Consider the following 19,680-nt stretch of genomic DNA (forward strand, 5'->3'; position numbering starts at 1 on the left):
GATGCGCCCTAACCTGCTCGCTGCGGCCGTGCTCGCCGCCACTCTCGCCGCCTGCCAAGGGCAGTCGCCGCCGCCTGCGGCGCCCGACGCGGCTCCGCAGGCAGCTGCGGCTTCGCAACAGGATGCGAAGTTCGCCGACTTGTCCAAGCGCTGGCTCGACGGCTGGATGCGGCTGAACCCTGTCACCGCCACCCAGATCGGCGACCATCGCTTCGACGAGGACATCGACGACCTCAGCGCCGCCGGCCGTCAACGCGCGAGCGACTTCAGCAAGGGCCTGCTGGCCGAACTCGATGCGATCGACGCTTCCAAACTGTCGCGCGAGAACCAGGTCGACGCCATGATCCTGCGCAACCAGTTGCGCGGCGATATCTGGAATCTGGAGACGCTGCAGGGCTGGGCCTGGGACCCGCAGGTGTACAGCGGCCTGGCCGGCGGCGCCATCTACAACCTGATGGCGCGCGAGTTCGCGCCGATGCCTCAGCGGTTGAAATCGGCGACCGTGCGCATGCAGAAGATCCCGGCGGTGTTCGCGCAGGCGCGCGCCAACCTGGATCCGGCGCGCGTACCCAGGATCCACGCCGAGACCGTGGCCAAGCAGAACGCAGGCGTGCTCAGCCTGATCGACACTTTGATCGTGCCGAATGCGGGGCAGTTGAGCGGCGACGACCGCAAACGGCTCGACGAGGCCATCGCCGACCTGCGCAAGGCCGTCGCCGAGCAGCAGACCTGGCTCGACAAGACCTTGGTGCCCAACGCCAAGGGGGATTTCCGCATCGGCGCGGAACGCTACGACGAGAAGTTGCAGTTCTCGCTCAATTCCGCGCTGTCCCGCGCCGAAATCAAGCAGCGCGCCGAGACCGAGCTCAAGCGCGTGCGCGACGAGATGTACGGCATCGCGCGCACCGTGCTGAAGGACAAGCCGGATGCGCCGGACATGCCGGATGCTCCGGACGACGATCAGCGTCAGAAAGCGATCGAGGCCGCGCTGGAGTTGGCCTACGCCGAACGCCCGGCGCGCGACCAGGTGGTCGATTTCGCCAAGAAGACGCTGGCCGACGCCACCGCCTTCACCCGCGCCAAGAACCTGGTCACGGTGCCGGACGATCCGGTCAAGATCATCCTGATGCCCGAATTCCAGCGCGGCGTGGCGGTGGCCTACTGCGATTCGCCCGGGCCGCTGGACAAAGGGCTGGACACCTACTACGCCATATCGCCGATTCCGGACGACTGGAGCCAGGCCCAGGCCGATTCGTTCCTGCGCGAGTACAACGACCGCATGATCCACTTGCTGTCGATCCACGAAGCGATGCCTGGCCACTATCTGGAAGGCGCGCATTCGGTGAACTCGCCGTCGACGTTGCGCGCGGTGCTGCGGTCGGGCCTGTTCGCCGAGGGTTGGGCCGTCTACGCGGAAGACGTGATGGCCGATGCAGGCTATCTGGACAACGATCCGCTGTTCCGCCTGGTGCAGCTGAAGTTCTATCTGCGCACCATTTCCAACGCGATCCTGGACCAGGGCGTGCATGTCGACCACTGGACGCGCGAACAGGCGATGGACCTGATGACCCAGCAGGCGTTCCAGCAGGAGCGCGAAGCCTCCGGAAAATGGGTGCGCGCGCAACTGACGTCCGCGCAGCTGCCGACGTATTTCGTCGGTGCGCAGGAATTCTTCGATCTGCGCAAGGCGGTGGAACAGCGCCAGGACGGCAAGTTCGACCTGAAGGCCTACCACGACAAGGTGCTGTCGTACGGCGCGCCGCCGGTGCGCTTCGTGCGCGAGTTGATGCTCGACGAGCCGATCAAATAGCTACGAATGTTCTTTGCAGGGCCGGCTTTTGTAAGAGCGGCTTTAGCCGCGAGCTCTTGCCGTAGCGCATGACGCGCAACAAGCTCGCGGCTAAGCCGCTCTTACGAAAAGCGGATCACTGTTTGTCTTTTTCCGCCGGCGCCAGCCGCAGATCCTGGAAATCGAAGCTGAAATCGGTCAACGGCGACACCGGCTCCATCCTGACCTCGCGGATCGCACCGTCTGGCGTCAGCGCGAAGCTGAGGAAAGCGTCGGCATTCAACGAACGGTCGCGCCACTTGACCAGGAACACGTCGTGCTGCCAGTGCTCCAGGTCGCCGAGCAGCTGCGCGGTCTTGGAAAACTGGATCTGCAGGCCCTTGCCGCCTTGGCTGAGGACGACATCGCCGTACCACGGGTCGCGATACGTGCCGGCGTACTTGGCCAGCGGCAGCGACGGCTTGGAGGACGCATCGCGCGCGGCCTGATGCTTCTTCCAGTCGTCGTCGGCCTTGCCCTGCGCTTTGGCGACCGCCTTGGCATAGGCGTCCACCCAGTCGGTCTTGGGCGCGTCGAGCATCGCATCCAGCGCGCGCAAGGTGACCGCGTTGAAAGCTGCGCCGACTTCCTGGCTGGTCAGCACGATCACGCCGACCTTCTTGCCCGGAACCAGGGTCAGCCGCGACACCATGCCCGGCCAGCCGCCGGTGTGCCAGACCAGCTTCTGGCCGCGGTAGTCGGACAGGTTCCAGCCTTCGCCATAGCCGAGGAAATTCGGCATGGCGGCCGCGAGTTCGGGAACGGAAGGTTCGCCGATCGGGATCGGCGTGACGATCGACCACATTTCCTTTTGGCGCTTGGCGCTGAACAGGCGCTTGGCCTTGTCGCCCTCGCCGGAAATCGCGCCGCCGGCGAGTTGCACGTTCATCCATTTGGTCAGATCGTGCGCGCTCGAGTAGATGCCGCCGGCCGCGGCGACGTTGGACCAGGACATCATCGGCACCGGCTTGAGGTCCTTGAAATCGGACTTGGCGTGGCCGGTGGCGACGTTGTCGCCGGGCTTGATCGAATCGCTATTGAAGCGCGTCTCGTCCATGCCCAGCGGCTCGAAGATGCGCTTGCGCAGGAATGCCTCGTAGCTCTGCCCGCTGGCCTTCTCGATCACCAATTGCGCCACGCCGTACAGGATGTTGTCGTACGCGTACTGGCTGCGGAAATTGCCGGTCAGCGGCACGTTGCGCAGGCGCTCGGCGATCTCGCGCGTGGTGTAGGTGGTCGCCGGCCAGAACAGCAGGTCGCCGGCGCCCAGGCTCAGGCCGCTGCGGTGCACCAGCAGGTCGCGGATGCGCATTTCTCGGGTCACGTAAGGATCGGACATCTGGAACCAAGGCAGATGGTCGATGACGCGATCGTCCAGGCTCAGCTTCTTCTCGTCGGCCAGGATCGACAGCGATGCCGCGGTGAAGGCTTTCGTGTTGGAAGCGATGGCGAACAGCGTGTGCGCATCGACCGGCGCGCTTTCGCCCAATTTGCGCACGCCGTAGCCGCGCTCGAGCACGATCCGGCCGTCCTTGACGATGGCCACCGAGATGCCCGGCACGTCGAACTGCTTGCGCACGCTTTCGACGTAGGCGTCGAAATCCCGCAGTTGTTCCGGCAGCTCCGGCGCGGGCGCCTGCGCGAACGCCGTGAAGCAGGCGGCCGCGGACAGCAGCATCAGGCAGAGTCGGCGCAGCAGGGTCGGAGCGGCTCGCATGCGTTATTCCCGGGTCGGAGGGCGAAGGCCGCATTGTAGGGGCCGTGGCGGCGGCCACCTATGCCATCGGTTGGGGCGCGGTGCGCTACCCTTCGCCCATGGGCTTCATTGCGATCACGCCGGCGCCTGCCTTGTCGCACCTGATCGAGTCGATCTGGGATTGCGATGCGCGCTCGCAGCCGCAGGCCCTGGAACGCATCATGCCGGTGGCCAAGGCCGGGCTGATCGTCAACCTGGCCGAAAACGAGACCCGCACCTACGATCCCGACACCTTGCAGTGCACCCGGCATTCGGCCTTCACGCTCGACGGGCCTGCCGACCGCTGCAGCGTGATCGATACCGCCGAGCAGGTCGCCGTGATGGGCGTGGTCTTCCACCCCGGCGCGGCCGCGCCTTTCTTCCGCGAACGGTTCGATCGCCTGCGCAACGGCTGCACCGATATGGAAGATTTCATCGGCGCCGATGCCGGGCGGCTGCGCGAACGCCTGCTCGAGGCCGGCGATGCCGCCTCGCGGCTGCGCACGCTGCACGCGTGGCTGCAGGCGCGCGCGCAAGGCGCCGCGCCGCGCACTGGTACGCTGATCCACGCGCTCGCCCTGCTCGACCGTACGCCGCAAGTGCAGCGCATCGACCGCCTGGCGCGCGATTGCGGCTTGTCGCCGCGGCGCCTGAATGCGCTGTTCAACGAGGAAGTCGGCCTGGCGCCGAAACGCTACGCGCGGCTGCAGCGCTTCCATCGCGTGGTGGGGCTCGCGCACCGGCAACGCAGCGTCGACTGGGCCGACGTGGCCGCCGACTGCGGCTTTCACGACCAGCCCCACTTGGTCCGCGAATTCCGCGCGTTTTCGGGCCTTACGCCCACTGCCTACCTGTCGCGGCAAGGTCCCTGGCGCAACCACGTTCCGCTCGGATAGGCGCCGAAATCTACAAGACCCGGCCGGGCCGGCGGCGTAACTTGCGCTTGTCCGCCACCACCCTTGCAGGAGCGCACCATGAATCTCGCCGCAGACACCCGTTCCACCGTCATCCCTTGCCTGCGCTACCGCAACGCACTGGCCGCGATCGACTGGCTGGGCCAGGCATTCGGTTTTGAAAAGCATGCGGTCTACGCCGATGGCGACACCGTCCACCACGCGCAGTTGGTATTCGGCAGCGGCATGGTCATGCTCGGCTCGGCCGACAACGCCAGCGAATGGGGCCGGCGTATCGCCCAGCCCGACGAAATCGGCGGCCGCGAAACGCAGAGTGCCTGCGTCATCGTCGTCGATGCCGACGCTCACTACGCTCGGGCCAAGGCCGCCGGCGCCGAGATCCTGATCGACATCGCCGACCAGGACTACGGCGGCCGCGGTTATTCCTGCCGCGATCCGGAAGGGCATATCTGGTGGTTCGGCAGTTACGACCCCTGGAAGGCGTAACCGCGCATGAAACTCGCCGACGTCCGCAAGACCGCGCTGTCGCTGCCGGAAACGACGGAGGCGCCGCATTTCAACTACGCGTCGTTCCAGGTCGCCGGCAAGATCTTCGCCACCGTTCCGCCCGAGGGTACGCATATCCACGTCTTCGTCGAAGAGGAGCAGCGCGAACGGGCGCTCGCGCTCGAGCCGGGCTGGATAGAAAAGCTGCATTGGGGCAAGAAGGTCGTCGGACTGCGGATCACGCTCGATAGAGCGAAACCGGCGATGGTGGAAGCACTGCTGGCCGAGGCGTGGCGCGTAAAGGCGCCGAAACGTGTGCTCGGCTCCATTCGCAAACCGCAATAACCAAGTTCTGCTGTCATCCCGAGCGGAGCGAGGGATCTGTTCTCACGCGCCGACGGGCGAGCAGATCCCTCGCTCCGCTCGGGATGACGACGTAAGGTGTGGGGCGACAAATTGAGGTGTAGGATCGCCTCCATGAGATCAAACCACGGCATCCGCATCGGTATCGGCGGCTGGACTTACGTGCCGTGGCGCAACAACTTCTATCCTGCCGGCCTGGTGCAGCGGCGCGAGCTGGAATTCGCCAGCCGCCATGTCACCGCCATCGAGATAAACGGCACCTACTACGGCACGCAGAAGCCGGCCACTTACGCGAAATGGCGCGACGAAACGCCCGCAGGTTTCCTGTTCTCGGCCAAGGCGCCCAAACGCATCATGGGCACGCGTGTGCTGGCCAAGACCGGCCCGCAGATCGACGACTTCGTCGGCGGCATCGCCGAACTGGGCGACAAGCTCGGCCCGCTGGTCTGGCAGTTCGAACAGGGCCGCAAGATCGACGCGGACGACTTCGCCGCATTCCTCGGGCTGCTCCCGAAAAAAACCGCGAACGGCCGCGCACTGCGGCATGTCCTGGACGTGCGCGATCCGGACTTCGTCGATGCCGGCTTCCTCGCCTTGGCGCGGCGGCACGGCATGGCGACGGTCTTCACCGATTCCGGCGACTATCCTTCGTTCGCCGATATCACCGCCGATTTCGTCTATGCCCGATTGATGCGCACGCGCTCGGACGTCGCCACCGGCTATCCGCAAAAGGAACTGCAGCGCTGGGCCGCGCGCGCGCAGCTTTGGGCCGGCGGCGGCGAGCCGGACGACTTGACCAGGATCGCGCAGCCCGCCCAGGCGCCCGCGCAGCGGCGCGACGTGTTCCTCTATTTCATCAGCGCCGCCAAAGAGCGCAATCCCGCCGCGGCGATGGCGCTGCTCCGCGAGCTCGGACTGGCCCCGGCCGAGGCATTCCGCCCCTAGAGCCGCATGCCGTTCGGCACTGTCGGCTCACGCGGCCTTATCGGAGATTGACGCACGATCGGCCGACCTCGCACAGGAGCCAGCCATGCCTTCCCGCCGCGACTTCCTCGCCAGTACAGCCCTGTCCGCCACCGCGATCGCGCTGATGCCGTTGAGCGCCTGCAGCCAGGAAACGACGCCCGCCGCCAACCCCACCTCGACGCCGCTCGCCGCGACGGCCGAAACGCCGTTCTCGGGCACCCTGATCGAGCGCGCGATACCCGTCAGCGGCGAGCGGATCCCGGTGATCGGCATGGGCACTTCCGGCAGCTTCGAAGTGGGCGACAGCGCGGCAGAACGCGATCCGCTGCGCGAAGTGCTGAAGCGTTTCGTCGCCGCGGGCGCGACGGTGATCGACACCGCCCCCACGTACGGCACCGCCGAAGATGTGCTGGGCGCGCTCGTTTCCGAGGCCAGCGTGCGCAGCAAACTCTTCCTGGCCACCAAGCTGTCCGGCGTCAGCGGACGCGACGAAGGCCTGGCGCAGTTCGACGAATCGCTTCGCCGGCTCAAAACCGACAAGGTGGAACTGCTGCAGGTGCACAACCTGCGCGACACCGAAACCCAGCTCGCCCTTGCGCGCGAACTGAAGCAGCAGGGCAAGGTGAAGTACGTCGGCCTGACCCACTACGTGGAGAGCGCGCAGGCCGAACTGGCCGACGCGATGCGGAAACTCAAGCCGGACTTCGTGCAGATCAACTATTCGCCTGTGTCGCGCGGCGCGGAGCAGCGTATTTTTCCGCTGGCGAAGGACCTGGGCATTGCGGTGATGATCAATCGCGCTTTCGAGGACGGGAAACTGTTCGCGCAGGTCAAAGGCAAGCCGGTACCGGATTGGGCCAAGGAAGTCGGCGCCGACTCGTGGGCGCAGTTGTTCCTGAAATTCGTCATCAGCCAGCCGGAGGTGACCGTGGTGATCCCGGCCACGTCGAAGCCGAAGAACCAGACCGACAACCTCAAGGCCGGCGTCGGGAATCTGATGGGCGAACGCCAGCGATCGGCCTTGATCTCGGCGCTGGCTTAGTGCCGTACCCGCGCGCCGGCCGCGGACGGCGCGCGCCGAAACGTGCGCAAAGCGCGCCGAGCCGAGCGGTACCGGCCGCGGGACGAAGCGCGTCCGTTTATGCTGTTCGCCAGGCTATCGCGCGCGCGCCATGACATCGGATCCGATTTCCATCCGCAGGCCCGGGGACCTGCCCTCCGGCGCATTGCGCCCGAAGGAGTTGCCTGCGGGAACCCTGTTCTGGTGGCTGCATATCGGCGGCTGGGGCGGCTTATTCCTGGTCAACTATCTGTCCGCGCTCGCGAACGGCAAGCCAGCCGAGTACTGGACGGTGTTGTTGGCCGTCTCCGTGACCGGCTTCATCGGCACGCTCGGCCTGCGCTATCTGCTCCGCGCCTGCAGCGATATGCCGCCGCTGCGCGTCGCACTGCTGATGATCGCGCCGGCCCTGCTGGTCGGTGCGGCGACGGGCCTGACCTATTCGGCCGTCACGGCGCTGGGATGGTGCAGCAGGTGCAAGCCGTTTTCGGGGTGGGGTTATTACACCTATGTGGCGAGCCAGATGAACGTGGTGGTGGGCTGGGCCGCCCTGTACCTGGTCATCACCACTTGGCGCAAGCTGCGCATGCAGACCGAAGCGGCGCTGGCGGCGAACGCGATGGCCCATCAGGCGCAATTGAAGATGCTGCGCTACCAGCTGAATCCGCATTTCCTGTTCAATACCCTGAACGCGATCTCCACCTTGATCCTCGACCGCGACAACGCCACCGCCAATCGCATGGTGCAGGGGCTCAGCGCCTTCTTGCGCCATTCGTTGGACGCCGATCCGATGCAACGGGTGACGCTGAAGCAGGAGATCGACGCGATCTGGCTGTATTTGGAGATCGAGAAGACGCGTTTCGCCGAACGCCTGCGGGTCAGCGTCGATGTCGAGCCGTCCTGCTGGTCCGCGCTGATGCCGAGCTTGCTGTTGCAGCCGTTGGTGGAGAACGCGATCAAGTACGCCGTGGCCAAGCGCGTCGAAGGCGGCACGTTGGGCCTGCATGCGTCGCGCGAAGGCGATCGCCTGCGGCTTTCCGTGATCGACGACGGCCCGGGCTGGCCGGCGCTCGAAAATGGCGGCGTTCCGCCGGACAAGGGCCCGCACGGCAACAGCGTCGGCCTGGCCAACGCCCGCGACCGGCTGCGTGTGCTCTACGGCGAGCACCAGAGTTTCGAGGTGCGCAATCGCGACGAAGGCGGTTTCATGGTGACCTTGACGCTGCCGTTCGAGACCGGAGGCGCGCCGCGAGAATGACGAAAGCCCGAGACAAAACGATCCGCGTACTGATCGCCGACGACGAGCCGCTGGCGCGGCGCGGGCTGGAGCTGCGCCTGGCCGGGGAGCGCGACATCCGCATCGTCGGCCAGGTCGGCGACGGCGCTGCGGCGATCCGCGCGGTGTCCGAGCACACTCCCGACCTGTTGTTCCTGGATGTGCAGATGCCTGGACTGGACGGCTTCGCGACCTTGCGCGCCATCCCGGCGCAGCAGATGCCGCTGGTGGTGTTCGTCACCGCTTACGACCATTACGCGATCAACGCCTTCGAGGCGAATGCGGTGGACTACCTGCTCAAGCCGGTGGACGACAGCCGCCTGCACCAGGCCTTGTTCCGCGTGCGCGAGGCGCTGGACCGGCGCCAAGCCAGCGAGCATCGCGGCAAACTGCTGGGACTGCTCGGCGCGCTCAGCGGCCGGCCTGCGCTGACGCTGGACGAAGCGCTGCAGGCGGACGACACGTCGCGCTTGCGCGCTCCGGACGCGCCGCTGGCGATCCGCGACGGCGCGCGCACTGTACGCATTCCGCCGCACAGCCTGCGCTGGGTCGACGCCGCGGGCGACTACATATGCATCCATACCGACGCCGAAACCTACGTGCTGCGGGCGACGCTGGGACAGCTCGAGAAGCGCCTGGATCCTGCGCGTTTCCCGCGCATCCACCGCTCGGCGCTGATCAATGCGGAGCGGGTCAAATCGCTGCGCTCGCACCTCAACGGCGAATATTTCCTCACGCTCGACTGCGGGCAGGAACTCAAGCTCTCCCGCAGCTATCGCGATCGCCTCGCTTTGTTCAAGTGAGCTGACGCCCGGCATGTAGTGCGGTGCGGTGTTTGCGGATGCGCCGACACGTGCGAAATCCGCGGCGAACGGCATTGTCTCGGAGCGGTCCGCTCGCCAAGCTGATGCCTCCTTCGAGCCAAGGACAAAGGACCCTTCCATGATCACCCGTCGCGATTTCATCGCCGGCGCCGCATCGGCCGCGGCCGTGGCCCTGATGCCTTTCGATTCGCACGGCCAGTCGGCCGGATCCACCGGACGACCGCCCTCCGGAACCTTGATCAAGCGCGCGATTCCGTCCACCGGCGAACGGATACCGGTGATGGGCATCGGTTCCTCCGGCACCTTCGGCGTGTTCGAAGCCGGCGCGCCGCCTCCCGACAGGGTCGCGCTGCGCGAGGTATTCAGGCTCTTCGTCGATGCCGGCTGCACGGTGGTCGATACCGCGCCGCTCTACGGCGACGGCGAAATCATCCTCGGCGATTTGATCGCCGATTTCGGCGTCCGCGACAAGTTGTTCCTGGCGACCAAGCTGACTCGCGTCACGGGCCGCGATGAGGGCTTGGCGCAGTTCCAAGCCTCCCTGCGCCGCTTGAAGACCGACAAGGTAGAGCTGCTGCAAGTGCACGACATGCGCGATCTGGACACGCAGTTCGCGCTGACGCGCGAGCTCAAGCAAAGAGGCCTGGTGAAGTACGTCGGCCTGACCCACTCCAACAGCGAGGCCCAGGACCGGATGGCGGACGCCATGCAGAAGCTCAAGCCCGATTTCGTGCAGATCAACTATTCGCCCGTGTCGCGCGGTGCCGAGCGGCGGATCTTCCCGCTGGCGAAGGACTTGGGCATCGCGGTGATCGCCAACCGCACCTTCGAGGACGGCAAACTTTTCGGGCAGGTCAAGGGCAAGCCCTTGCCGGACTGGGCCAAGGAGGTCGATGCGGATTCCTGGGCCCAGTTGTTCCTCAAGTTCGTGATCAGCGAACCGGCCGTGACAGCGGTGATCCCCGCCACGTCCAAGCCGAAGAACCAGGCCGACAACCTCAAGGCGGGCTTCGGCAGGCTCATGAGCGCCGAGCAGCGCGCCGCGCTGGTGGCCGCCATCGGCTAGACCTCCCGCCGCCTCGCGCCTCCCGAGTGGCGCAGCACCACCATCGGCACATGCGCGGCGAAGCCGCCGTGGGAAACACTCCCTCCATCCACTCGTCTCGACGAGGAGAAAAACACCATGAACGCACGTTTTTCGAAGATCCTGCTCGCGTGGGGCCTGAGCGTAGCGGCCGCCATCGCCTGCGCCGCTCCGGCGGCCGCGCAAACGATTCCCGGCCAAAGCAACGGAACATCGCAGCAGGACGAGTCGGCCCGCGCCGGCATCCGCGCCACGATCCAGCATTATTTCCAAGGCCACGCCACCGGCGACCCGTCCCATTTCCGCAAGGCTTTCCTCCCGACCGCCCACGTCGAAATCATTCGCGACGGCAAGTTCACCTCGTGGACGCTCGACGAGTACTGCGCCCTCTTCAAGGGGACGCCTGCTGCCGACGAAAGCTCGCGAGTGCGGAGCATCGACTTCGTGGACGTGTCGAACAACACCGCGATCGCCAAGGTGACGCTCGATTATCCGAAGCTCGTGTTCACGGACTATTTCCTGCTGCTGAAGATCGGCGACGAATGGAAGATCGCGAACAAGATCGCCAGCAACCGGCCGAAGGACACGGGTAAGCAATGAACTCCCTGCGGCCGCCCTCGGCGGCGTGCTTGAGCCCATGCGCACGCATGATGCTCGCCGCAACCCGCTCACGCCACCGCGACGATAGCCGAGAGAAAGTGCCCGAGGAGGCCGCATGCTGCAACGTTGGTTAGCCCGCCTATTCAACCTCGAGAAGGACGAAACCGGCGCGGTGACGTCCGGCTTCGTCCTGTTCTTCCTGTTGTTCTCCGGCTATTTCATGCTGCGCCCGGTGCGCGAGACGATGGGCATCACCGGCGGCGTCGACAACCTGCAATGGCTGTTCACCGGCACCTTCGTGGCCACGCTGGCGGCGATGCCGCTGTTCGGCTGGGTCGCGGCGCGCGTGCAGCGCCGTCGCATCCTGTACTGGGTGTTCGGGTTTTTCGCGATCAACCTGGCCGGCTTCGCGCTCGGTTTCCTGACGCAGCCGGACAACGTCTGGTTGGCGCGGACTTTCTACATATGGCTGTCCGTATTCAACCTGATCGCGATTTCGGTGGCCTGGAGCGTGCTGGTCGACCTGTTCGCGGTCGCACAGGCCAAGCGCCTGTTCGGGCTGATGGCGGCCGGCGCCAGCCTCGGCGGCCTGACCGGACCGGTCCTGGCCGTGTATCTGGTGGAACCGATCGGCCACGCCGGATTGCTGTTGCTCTCCGCGATTTTCCTCCTCGCAGCGGCGTTCGCCGCGCGCCAGGTGCAGCGCTGGCGCGATGCGCATCCGCTGTCCGCCGAAGAGACGCTGCACCGGCAACGCCCTCTGGGCGGAAGCCCTTTCGCCGGCGCAACGGAAGTGCTGCGCTCGCCTTTCATGATCGGCATCGCGATCTTCGTATTGTTGTTGGCCAGCGCGACCACCTTCCTCTACTTCGAACAGGCGCGGCTGGTGGAAGCCGCTTTCCCGGACAAGAAGGATCAAACGCAGGTATTCGGCACGATCGATACCATCGTCCAAAGCCTGGCCATCCTGTCGCAGCTGTTCCTCACCGGCCGGTTGGCGCAGCGGCTCGGCATCGGCGTATTGCTGGTGGCGGTGCCGGTAGTGGCGATGTTCGGCTTCCTGTGGCTGGCCTTCGCGCCCACGTTCGCGGTGCTGGCGATCGTGATGGTGGCGCGGCGCGCAGGCGAATACGCCTTCGTTCGGCCGGGACGGGAAATGCTGTGGACCGCGGTTGCGCCGCAGGCCAAGTACAAAGCGAAAAACTTCGTCGATACCGTAGTCTATCGCGGCGCCGACGCGGTCAGCGCATGGGTGAAGGCCGGCGTGGACATGCTGGCGCAGCAGCCGGCGATCGCTGCGCTGCTCGGTGCCGTGATCGCCTTGGTTTGGGCCTTCAATGGCGCCGCGCTGGCACGCATGCACCGGCGCATGACCCATCCGACGGACCCGTAGGATAGGCCTTGGCCCACGGTCGCGAGTGCCATTTCCGCCGCGAACGTTTGAGGTCGCGATGTTGGGCCAAGGCCCGCCCTACAGCGGCGGCAGAGGACGCTTGATCAGATAGACCGCAACACCGATGCCGATGACGCAGGTCATCGCGACGTAATGCGCCGGGGCCAGGCCGCCGATCGATTGGGACAGATAGCCGATCAGCGGCGGCGTGAGACCGCCGAAAACGGCATAGGCCACGTTGTACGAGAACGATAGGCCCGAAAAACGGATCGGCGCCGGAAATGCCGCCACCATCACCGCCGGCACCACCGCGACGACGCCGGTAAAGAAACCTGCGAGCGCGTACCAAGCGACGAAATGCGCCGACGCACCGGCCGACAAATGCGAATACAGCGCGTACGTGCTGGCCGCCAGCCCGAGCGAACCGACCAACAACGCGACCGCGGCGCCGAACCTATCGACGGCGAGCCCCGCGACGAGGCAGCCGATCACCAACGCCAGCGTAGCGACGCTGTTGCCGTGGAAAGCCAACGCCGCCGGCAACTGGAACGAGGTCTGCACCAGCGTCGGCGTCATCAGGATCACCACCACGATCGCCGCGGTCAGCATCCACGTCGCCAGCATCGACAGCGCCACGCTGCCGCCGTGGTGCGCCAGCACCTGCTTCACCGGCAAGCCGCGGGCCAACAGCTTGCGTTCGCGCATTTCGGCGAATACCGGCGTCTCCTCGAGCCAGCGGCGCAGATAGACCGCGACGAAGCCGAATACGCCGCCGATCAGGAACGGAATGCGCCACGCATAGCCGGCGACGTCTTCGGGCGAGAAATGGGTGTTGATCCACGCCGCCAGCAGCGAGCCGATCAGGATGCCCGCGGTCAGCCCCGAGGTGAGGCTGGCGCACGCGAAACCGACCCGTCCGCGCGGCACGTGCTCGGCCACGAATACCCATGCGCCGGGCACTTCGCCGCCGACGGCGATGCCCTGCACCACGCGCAGCAACAGCAGCAGCAGCGGCGCCAACAGGCCGATCTGCGCGTACGTAGGCAACAGGCCGATCAGCAGCGTCGGCACCGACATCAGGAATACACTGAGCGTGAACATGCGCTTGCGGCCGACCAGGTCGCCGAAGTGCGCCATCACGATGCCGCCGAGCGGCCGCGCCAGATAACCGGCGGCGAAGATCCCGTATACCTGCAACTGCGCCAGCCACGGCGCGGTGTCCGGCGGAAAGAACAGCACGCCCAGGATCTTGGTGAAGAACACGAAGACGACGAAATCGTAGAACTCCAGCGCGCCGCCCAGCGCCGACAACGCCAGCGTCTTGGCGTCGCCGCGATCGAAGGGGCGTTGCCGGCCGGCGGCGATGGCATCGATTGCGCTCATTCACGTCGTCTCATTGGCGAGGCCCGCCGCCTCTTGCCGCGCGGAACATCGCATTTTTCCCCGCGCTTCGTCCAGCCCTCCTTTCGTAGGTGCGAATTCATTCGCACGCTCTTGATGCCAGGAGCGTGCGAATGAATTCGCACCTACGAAGAGCCGAAGCTGCGGGGCAAGCCCCGCTCTACAAGGCTCTAAACTTTCCCAGCAGACGATCGACCGCAACCAGCAACACGCCCAGACCGACAAACGCAGCCAGTATGCCCACGGCATTCCGGAACACCGTCGCCCAGCCTAATTGGCCCACATCGATGAACGGATACGGGTATTCGTGCACCCACGCGCCACGCAGGAAAGCCCACAGCAAATAACCCAGCGGAAACGCCAGCCAGCGCAGGATCGCGCTCCAACGCAGCATCCCGTGGCGCACGCCGAGCAGCCACCATGCCAGGTACAACACCGGCGACGCGTAGTGCAGGCCCGTGTCGGCCCACCATTGCGCGCCCTGCGGCTGCCATAGGTGGCGCAGGATCAGGAAATAGATCGTTCCGGTCACGCCGATGTAGAGCGCGACGCCGCCCTTCACCGCAGGCCGGCTGAAAAAGCGCGCGAAGCCGGCACCCGGGCTGGACAAGGCGCCGACCGCAACGCACGCCACCAGCAGGTTGCTGAGCACGGTGAAGTAGCTGAAGAACCTGAGCGTGGCGTAGGCGAGACCGATCGTTTCCAGCGTCGACCGCATCAGGATCGCGTACTGCAGCATCAACGCTGCGACGGCGACTGCGGCGACCAGCGCCGCGAGCCATGCCTGTCCGTCCCTTTCCTCGCCCGCTGCGCGCATTGGCCCATCCCTGCCGGTGTCTGCGCCATCATAATGGGCCCATGCCGATGACGCCCGCCGCCAAAGCCCAACTGCAGATCCATGCCTGCGTGCTGCTATGGGGCTTCACCGCTATTCTCGGCAAGCTGATCACGCTGCCGGCACTGCCGCTGGTGTGGTGGCGCATGCTGCTGGTGGTCGTGGCGCTGGCGCTGGTGCCGCGGGTCTGGCGGGGCCTGCGCGCGATGTCGCCGCGATTGGCATTGGCCTACTGCGGTATCGGCGCGCTGGTCGCCCTGCATTGGCTCACGTTCTACGGTTCGATCAAGCTGTCCAACGCCTCGGTCGGCGCGACCTGCATCGCATTGGCCACGCCGATGACCGCCCTGCTCGAACCGTGGCTCGCACGCAGGCCTTTTTCGGTGCGAGACGTCCTGCTCGGCATCGCGGTGCTGCCCGGGGTGGTGCTCGTGGTCGGCGGCGTGCCGGCGGACATGCGGCTCGGGATCGCGATCGGCGCGATATCGGCTTTGATGGTCGCGCTGTTCGGGTCGCTCAACAAACGCATGGTGGAACATGGCGACCCGCTGACCGTGACCGCGCTCGAACTGGGCGCCGGCGCGCTGTTGCTGACCGTACTCGCGCCATTGATGCCGCTGCTATTCCCCGCTTTCGCCGGCGATCTGCTGGTGATGCCGAGCCTGCGCGACGCCGGCTACCTGCTCGCGCTCGCCCTAGCTTGCACGTTGCTGCCGTTCGCGCTGTCGCTGGTCGCGCTGCGGCATATGAGCGCTTTCGCAGCGCAACTGGCCGTGAACCTGGAACCGGTCTACGCCATCGTCCTGGCGATCCTGCTGCTCAACGAGCAGCGCGAACTGACGCCGCAGTTCTACTTGGGCGTGGCCATCATCCTGGCCGCCGTGCTGGTCTATCCGCTGATGGGCAGGCCCAAGAAACTGGAACATCCGGAAGTGCTGGCGACCTCGGAGGCCAAAGGCGCAGCCAAGTGATGCGCGGCTACCGTTGGCGGCCCGGCCCTATGGGATCGCCCCGGCTGCCGAAGGCCGGCGGATAGTAAAAGTTGAGCGTCTTCAGCAGCGTGCGTCCGGTATTGCGGATTTCGTGCCGCTCGCGCTTTTCGACGACCAGCAGGGTGCCGGCCTTCAGCGGCACGCGTTCGCCTTCGACGATAGCCACGCCGCGGCCCGAGACGACGTACAGCCACTGGTCCGCGCCGCGATGTCGATTGTCGGCATCGCCTTCGCTGTCGCCCGGCGCCAGCACCATCTCCGCAGCCTGCATCTTCCGCACCGCGAAAGCCGTGCGGAAGCCTTTCCCGAACCTCAAGGATTTATGGCGCATCGTCCTTCGTCCTGCCGCCGTATCGGCCATCAGCGTACGGGCAGCGGCGTCAACGCCGCATGCAAGCCTCTGGCGCGTCAGCGGATGCCGAAGATGTCGTAGGCCACATAGCCGCCCTCGCCGCCTTTCAGCGCCGCGACCTTGCCGACGGCCTGCACCTGGTTCAGCCACGCATAGTCTGGGTGGGCGGTCTGGAATACCGGCGCGGTGACGAAATAGATGTCGTCGGACGTCAGCATGGCGCCAGCGCCCATCGCCTGGAACTGTTGCGGCGATATGCGGATCACGCCGCCGTAAACGACGTGGATGACCGCCCCGTCGCCGGTGCGCAAGGTCATACGAGCGTCTACGCGCAACGTGCCGTCGGGCAAGGTGCGCAGCCAGTCGCCGGTGGGCGCGACGATGGCGGCGTCGATCCTGGGGCCTTTCGCCCAACCCCGGTCGCTGTGGAAAATGGTCAGCGATCCGTCCACCTGCTGCGGCGCTTCGGCGACGGGCGCGTGCAGCGTCATCAGGTATTCGTGTTCCAACCGCGTGCTGGGCGTATGGGACATGGCTTCCTCCTGTCATCCGCTTCTTTCCCTGTCATCCGAACGCAGCGACGGATCTGCTTTCATGAAACCTCGCCGGGACTCACTCCATGCAGACCGCTTCCACATTGTTGCCGTCGGGATCGGTCAGGAAGGCGGCGTAATAGTTGGGCGCGTAATCGGTGCGCAAACCCGGCTTGCCGTTGTCGCTGCCGCCCGCCTTCAAGCCCGCCTTGTAGAAGGCATCCACGGCAGCGCGATCCGGCGCGGCGAATGCGAGATGCACGCCGGCCCGGGATTTGGCGCCTTCGTACAGCCACAGCGCGGGCGCGCCGGGCGGGCCGAAGCCGGTGCCGGAGTCGTCGATCGCGTGTCCCAGCGGCTTCAATGCTGCGGAATAGAAACGGAGGCTGGCCTTGGCATCCTTCACTTTCAGGCCGATATGGTCGTACATGGCATGCCTCCAGTCGGGAGGTTCTATCGTCGCGCGGCGACGGCCAGCCTTTCTTGGAGAATCTTGCGGTCCCCGCGCGCAGCCTGCCGGAACCGGCGCGGGGAAGCACCCGCGGCGCGGTGGAAGGTGCGGACGAAGTTGGAGACGTCGCCGAAACCCGCGTCGAAGGCCACGTCAGTGATCGCGCGCTCTTCGGCCGCCAGCAGCCGGGCCGCGCGGCGCAGCCGCGAACGGATCAGGTATTGGTGCGGCGTGACGCCGGTGACGTCGGCGAACAAACGCAGGAAATGGAACGGGCTGAGCTCGGCCGTGGCTGCGGTCTGCGCCAGGTCGATGTTTTCGGCGCAGTTCTCTTCCAGCCACAAGGCGGCCTCGACCGCACGCCCGCGGTCGCGGGCCTTCGCCTGCGGGGGACGGCCGCGCCAATGCTCGCGGCGCTGTCCGGAAGCGATGTCGATGAAGCGTGCGGCAAAAGCCAGCGCCACTTCGTCCAGGCCGAGGTCGTTGTCGCCGGCCACGGCTGCCTGCGCCAGCTCGCCCCACACCACCAATTCGGGCAGCGGCGGCAGGCAGCCCAGGCGCCAGCTGTCGCCGCGATCGCCCAAGCTTTCGGCCAGCGCCGGCGACAGGTGGAAAGACAAACACTCGTCGCCGCACAGGTGATGCTCGTGCGTGCACATGAATTCGTCGCCCGGATGGCCCACCAGAATCGCGCCCGCGACCAGCTCGTGCGCACGGCCGCGGCTGCGCAGCCCGAAGCTGCCCTTGCGCACGTACGACACCGAATGGCTGCCGTGCACTTCGACGTACGGCCGATCTTGGGGCCCGGCCGTGCAGCGGTAATCCAGCACGGCCACCGAATCGTTGCGGAATAGCGTCTGCAGGGCCATGACCCAAGCCTACACCCGCCGCATTCACCTTCGTAGATCCGGGCCGGAGAACCCATCCGCACCTCGCTGCCGGGGCGCTTGCCGTTCCGCCGGCATGAACCGCAGATGACGCCGGCGGCCCTGGATTTCATCCGAAACCGCACCCATTTGATGATGGCCTGCCTCTATGGAATGGAGCATCCTGGCGCTTGGCGGAACTGCATCCCTTTCGACGCGGTCGACGTAGCTGACGGGTACCGCAGGATGTCCTGCGCAGAACGCCACCTCTCGGAGCCTGCATGAGCCAGTCCATGAAACCCTCCTCGCCCGTCTCGCCGCTGCGCCGCAGTTTCGTCGTCGCCTCCACGCTGGCCACCGCCGGCTTCGTATTCGGATGCGGCCGGCAGTCGCCTGCAGCGGCGGCGCCGGCAGCGGATCCGTCCAAGCCGGTGACGCTGGTCGAATTCTCCAACGACGGCAAACGCCTGCGCAGCGTCACTGCTCCCAAAGTGGTCAAGACCGAGGCCGAGTGGCGCAAGCGGCTTTCGCCCGATGCGTTCGTCGTCACCCGCCGCGACGGCACCGAGCGCGCCTTCACCGGTTCGCTACTGAACGTGCACGACAAGGGCGTGTTCCGCTGCATCTGTTGCGATACGGCCCTGTTCGATTCTGCGACCAAATTCGAATCCGGCACCGGCTGGCCCAGTTTCTGGCAGCCCATCGCCAAGGAGAACGTCCGCGAACACGAAGACCGCACGTTCGGCATGGTGCGCACCGCGGTGAACTGCGCGCGTTGCGATGCGCATCTGGGCCATGTGTTCGACGACGGCCCCAAACCGACTGGCCTGCGTTATTGCATGAATTCGGTCGCGCTGAAGTTCGCGAAGGCCGCCTGAAACAATCGTACCCCTCACGGAGTCGCGTCATGAACCTCGCTTCGAATGTCCTTATGCGCGCATCGCTGGCCGCCGCGCTCGCCGCCGGCCTGCTGGCCTGCAATGCCGGCGTCGCCAGCAGCAAGCCGGTCGCGTTGCCCGATCCGAAAACAGACATGCCTCTGACCGCGGCGAAAGGCAGCGCGACGGCGGTGTTCGCCGGCGGCTGCTTCTGGGGCGTGGAAGCCGTGTTCGAGCATGTGAAGGGCGTCAAGCAGGTCTCGTCCGGCTATGCCGGCGGCACGGCGACGACCGCTCGATACGACGAGGTCAGCGCCGGCGGCACGGGCCATGCCGAATCGGTCAAGGTGATCTACGACCCGTCGCAGATCAGCTATGGCCAATTGCTGAAAGTGTTCTTTTCGGTGGCGCACGATCCGACCCAGCTGAACCGCCAGGGCCCGGATCGCGGCACGCAATACCGTTCGGCGATTTTTTACGGCGATGCGGAACAGAAGAAGATCGCGCATGCCTATATGGCGCAGCTCGGGGCGGCCAGGGCATTTCCGGCGCCGATCGTCACTCAGCTCGCGCCGCTGCAGAAGTTCTATCCGGCCGAGGCGTATCACCAGGATTACGCGCGGCTGCATCCGAACGATCCGTACATCGTCTACAACGATGCGCCGAAAGTGGTGGCTTTGAAGCAGCAGTTTCCGCAGTTGTACCGGCCGGAGGCTATTGCGGTCAGCGTGCGGTGAGTTTCGCTTGAAGCTCTTGCTTTAAGCCGTCATTCCCGCGAAGGCGGGAATCCAGTGAGTTATCGCTTTAGCCCTCTCCCGCTTGCGGGAGAGGGTTGGGTGAGGG

The 19,680-nt window shown here is 65.9% G+C and carries 21 protein-coding genes; 14 read left to right on the forward strand and 7 right to left on the reverse strand.

Features of this window, described 5'->3' with window-relative positions; translation table 11 throughout:
* The first annotated feature begins 1 nt into the window (after position 1).
* Positions 2 to 1,810 carry a DUF885 domain-containing protein gene (locus M2650_RS06195; RefSeq protein WP_249472529.1) on the forward strand — a complete coding sequence of 603 codons (1,809 nt, stop codon included), beginning with the start codon at positions 2 to 4 and terminating at the stop codon, positions 1,808 to 1,810.
* Positions 1,811 to 1,925: 115 nt separating this feature from the next.
* On the opposite strand, the gene M2650_RS06200 is transcribed toward M2650_RS06195, so the two are convergent.
* Positions 1,926 to 3,506 carry a serine hydrolase gene (locus tag M2650_RS06200; RefSeq protein WP_249474245.1) on the reverse strand — a complete coding sequence of 527 codons (1,581 nt, stop codon included), beginning with the start codon at positions 3,504 to 3,506 and terminating at the stop codon, positions 1,926 to 1,928.
* An 83-nt stretch (positions 3,507 to 3,589) separates the two neighbouring features.
* On the opposite strand from M2650_RS06200, the gene M2650_RS16530 reads away from it, so the two are divergent.
* From M2650_RS16530 to M2650_RS06250, 10 genes are all read left to right on the forward strand, one after another.
* Positions 3,590 to 4,459 (forward strand): helix-turn-helix domain-containing protein, encoded by an 870-nt coding sequence (locus M2650_RS16530; RefSeq protein ID WP_249472530.1) that lies wholly within the window; start codon positions 3,590 to 3,592, stop codon positions 4,457 to 4,459.
* 78 nt (positions 4,460 to 4,537) lie between these two features.
* Positions 4,538 to 4,963, forward strand: a complete 426-nt coding sequence (locus M2650_RS06210; protein ID WP_249472532.1) for a VOC family protein — start codon at positions 4,538 to 4,540, stop codon at positions 4,961 to 4,963.
* A gap of 6 nt (positions 4,964 to 4,969) precedes the next feature.
* A complete protein-coding gene (locus tag M2650_RS06215) occupies positions 4,970 to 5,308 on the forward strand; it encodes an MmcQ/YjbR family DNA-binding protein (protein ID WP_249472534.1) in 339 nt (112 codons plus the stop codon).
* 132 nt (positions 5,309 to 5,440) lie between these two features.
* Positions 5,441 to 6,271, forward strand: a complete 831-nt coding sequence (locus M2650_RS06220) for a DUF72 domain-containing protein (protein WP_249472536.1) — start codon at positions 5,441 to 5,443, stop codon at positions 6,269 to 6,271.
* Positions 6,272 to 6,356: 85 nt separating this feature from the next.
* On the forward strand, positions 6,357 to 7,334 hold the full coding sequence (locus M2650_RS06225) for an aldo/keto reductase (protein ID WP_249472537.1): 978 nt from the start codon (positions 6,357 to 6,359) through the stop codon (positions 7,332 to 7,334).
* Between the two features lie 130 nt (positions 7,335 to 7,464).
* Positions 7,465 to 8,610: a sensor histidine kinase gene (locus tag M2650_RS06230; RefSeq protein WP_249472539.1), complete on the forward strand. Its 1,146-nt coding sequence runs from the start codon at positions 7,465 to 7,467 to the stop codon at positions 8,608 to 8,610.
* A complete protein-coding gene (locus M2650_RS06235; RefSeq protein WP_249472541.1) occupies positions 8,607 to 9,431 on the forward strand; it encodes a LytR/AlgR family response regulator transcription factor in 825 nt (274 codons plus the stop codon). The genes M2650_RS06230 and M2650_RS06235 overlap by 4 nt, the downstream gene beginning before the upstream one ends.
* Before the next feature lie 139 nt (positions 9,432 to 9,570).
* Positions 9,571 to 10,518: an aldo/keto reductase gene (locus tag M2650_RS06240; protein WP_249472542.1), complete on the forward strand. Its 948-nt coding sequence runs from the start codon at positions 9,571 to 9,573 to the stop codon at positions 10,516 to 10,518.
* 117 nt (positions 10,519 to 10,635) lie between these two features.
* Positions 10,636 to 11,136, forward strand: a complete 501-nt coding sequence (locus tag M2650_RS06245; RefSeq protein ID WP_249472544.1) for a nuclear transport factor 2 family protein — start codon at positions 10,636 to 10,638, stop codon at positions 11,134 to 11,136.
* 115 nt (positions 11,137 to 11,251) lie between these two features.
* Positions 11,252 to 12,529 carry an NTP/NDP exchange transporter gene (locus M2650_RS06250; protein ID WP_249472545.1) on the forward strand — a complete coding sequence of 426 codons (1,278 nt, stop codon included), beginning with the start codon at positions 11,252 to 11,254 and terminating at the stop codon, positions 12,527 to 12,529.
* A 78-nt stretch (positions 12,530 to 12,607) separates the two neighbouring features.
* Here M2650_RS06250 and M2650_RS06255 read toward each other — a convergent pair whose 3' ends face one another.
* Together M2650_RS06255 and M2650_RS06260 are read right to left on the reverse strand one after the other, a co-directional pair.
* Positions 12,608 to 13,912 carry an MFS transporter gene (locus M2650_RS06255; protein ID WP_249472547.1) on the reverse strand — a complete coding sequence of 435 codons (1,305 nt, stop codon included), beginning with the start codon at positions 13,910 to 13,912 and terminating at the stop codon, positions 12,608 to 12,610.
* A gap of 178 nt (positions 13,913 to 14,090) precedes the next feature.
* Positions 14,091 to 14,747 carry a Pr6Pr family membrane protein gene (locus M2650_RS06260; protein WP_249472549.1) on the reverse strand — a complete coding sequence of 219 codons (657 nt, stop codon included), beginning with the start codon at positions 14,745 to 14,747 and terminating at the stop codon, positions 14,091 to 14,093.
* Between the two features lie 41 nt (positions 14,748 to 14,788).
* Between M2650_RS06260 and M2650_RS06265 the strand changes: the two genes are divergently transcribed.
* The gene (locus tag M2650_RS06265; protein WP_249472551.1) at positions 14,789 to 15,736 is read left to right on the forward strand and encodes a DMT family transporter; all 948 of its coding nucleotides are present in this window, start codon (positions 14,789 to 14,791) and stop codon (positions 15,734 to 15,736) included.
* Between the two features lie 7 nt (positions 15,737 to 15,743).
* Here the strand turns inward: M2650_RS06265 and M2650_RS06270 are convergent, their stop codons facing one another.
* The 4 genes from M2650_RS06270 to M2650_RS06285 all read right to left on the reverse strand — a co-directional run bounded on the left by M2650_RS06270 (position 15,744) and on the right by M2650_RS06285 (position 17,962).
* Complete coding sequence (locus M2650_RS06270) at positions 15,744 to 16,088, reverse strand: cupin domain-containing protein (RefSeq protein ID WP_249472553.1); 345 nt, start codon at positions 16,086 to 16,088, stop codon at positions 15,744 to 15,746.
* A gap of 77 nt (positions 16,089 to 16,165) precedes the next feature.
* Positions 16,166 to 16,642 (reverse strand): DUF3237 domain-containing protein, encoded by a 477-nt coding sequence (locus M2650_RS06275; protein WP_249472555.1) that lies wholly within the window; start codon positions 16,640 to 16,642, stop codon positions 16,166 to 16,168.
* A gap of 79 nt (positions 16,643 to 16,721) precedes the next feature.
* A complete protein-coding gene (locus tag M2650_RS06280; RefSeq protein ID WP_249472557.1) occupies positions 16,722 to 17,072 on the reverse strand; it encodes a VOC family protein in 351 nt (116 codons plus the stop codon).
* A 23-nt stretch (positions 17,073 to 17,095) separates the two neighbouring features.
* Positions 17,096 to 17,962 (reverse strand): helix-turn-helix domain-containing protein, encoded by an 867-nt coding sequence (locus M2650_RS06285; RefSeq protein WP_249472559.1) that lies wholly within the window; start codon positions 17,960 to 17,962, stop codon positions 17,096 to 17,098.
* Positions 17,963 to 18,240: 278 nt separating this feature from the next.
* On the opposite strand from M2650_RS06285, the gene msrB reads away from it, so the two are divergent.
* Positions 18,241 to 18,837 (forward strand): peptide-methionine (R)-S-oxide reductase MsrB, encoded by a 597-nt coding sequence (gene msrB, locus M2650_RS06290; protein ID WP_249472561.1) that lies wholly within the window; start codon positions 18,241 to 18,243, stop codon positions 18,835 to 18,837.
* A 29-nt stretch (positions 18,838 to 18,866) separates the two neighbouring features.
* Positions 18,867 to 19,574: a peptide-methionine (S)-S-oxide reductase MsrA gene (gene msrA / locus M2650_RS06295; RefSeq protein WP_249472562.1), complete on the forward strand. Its 708-nt coding sequence runs from the start codon at positions 18,867 to 18,869 to the stop codon at positions 19,572 to 19,574.
* Positions 19,575 to 19,680 lie beyond the last annotated feature (106 nt).

The organism is Luteimonas galliterrae (assembly GCF_023374055.1).
In the GTDB taxonomy this organism is placed as follows: domain Bacteria; phylum Pseudomonadota; class Gammaproteobacteria; order Xanthomonadales; family Xanthomonadaceae; genus Luteimonas_C; species Luteimonas_C galliterrae.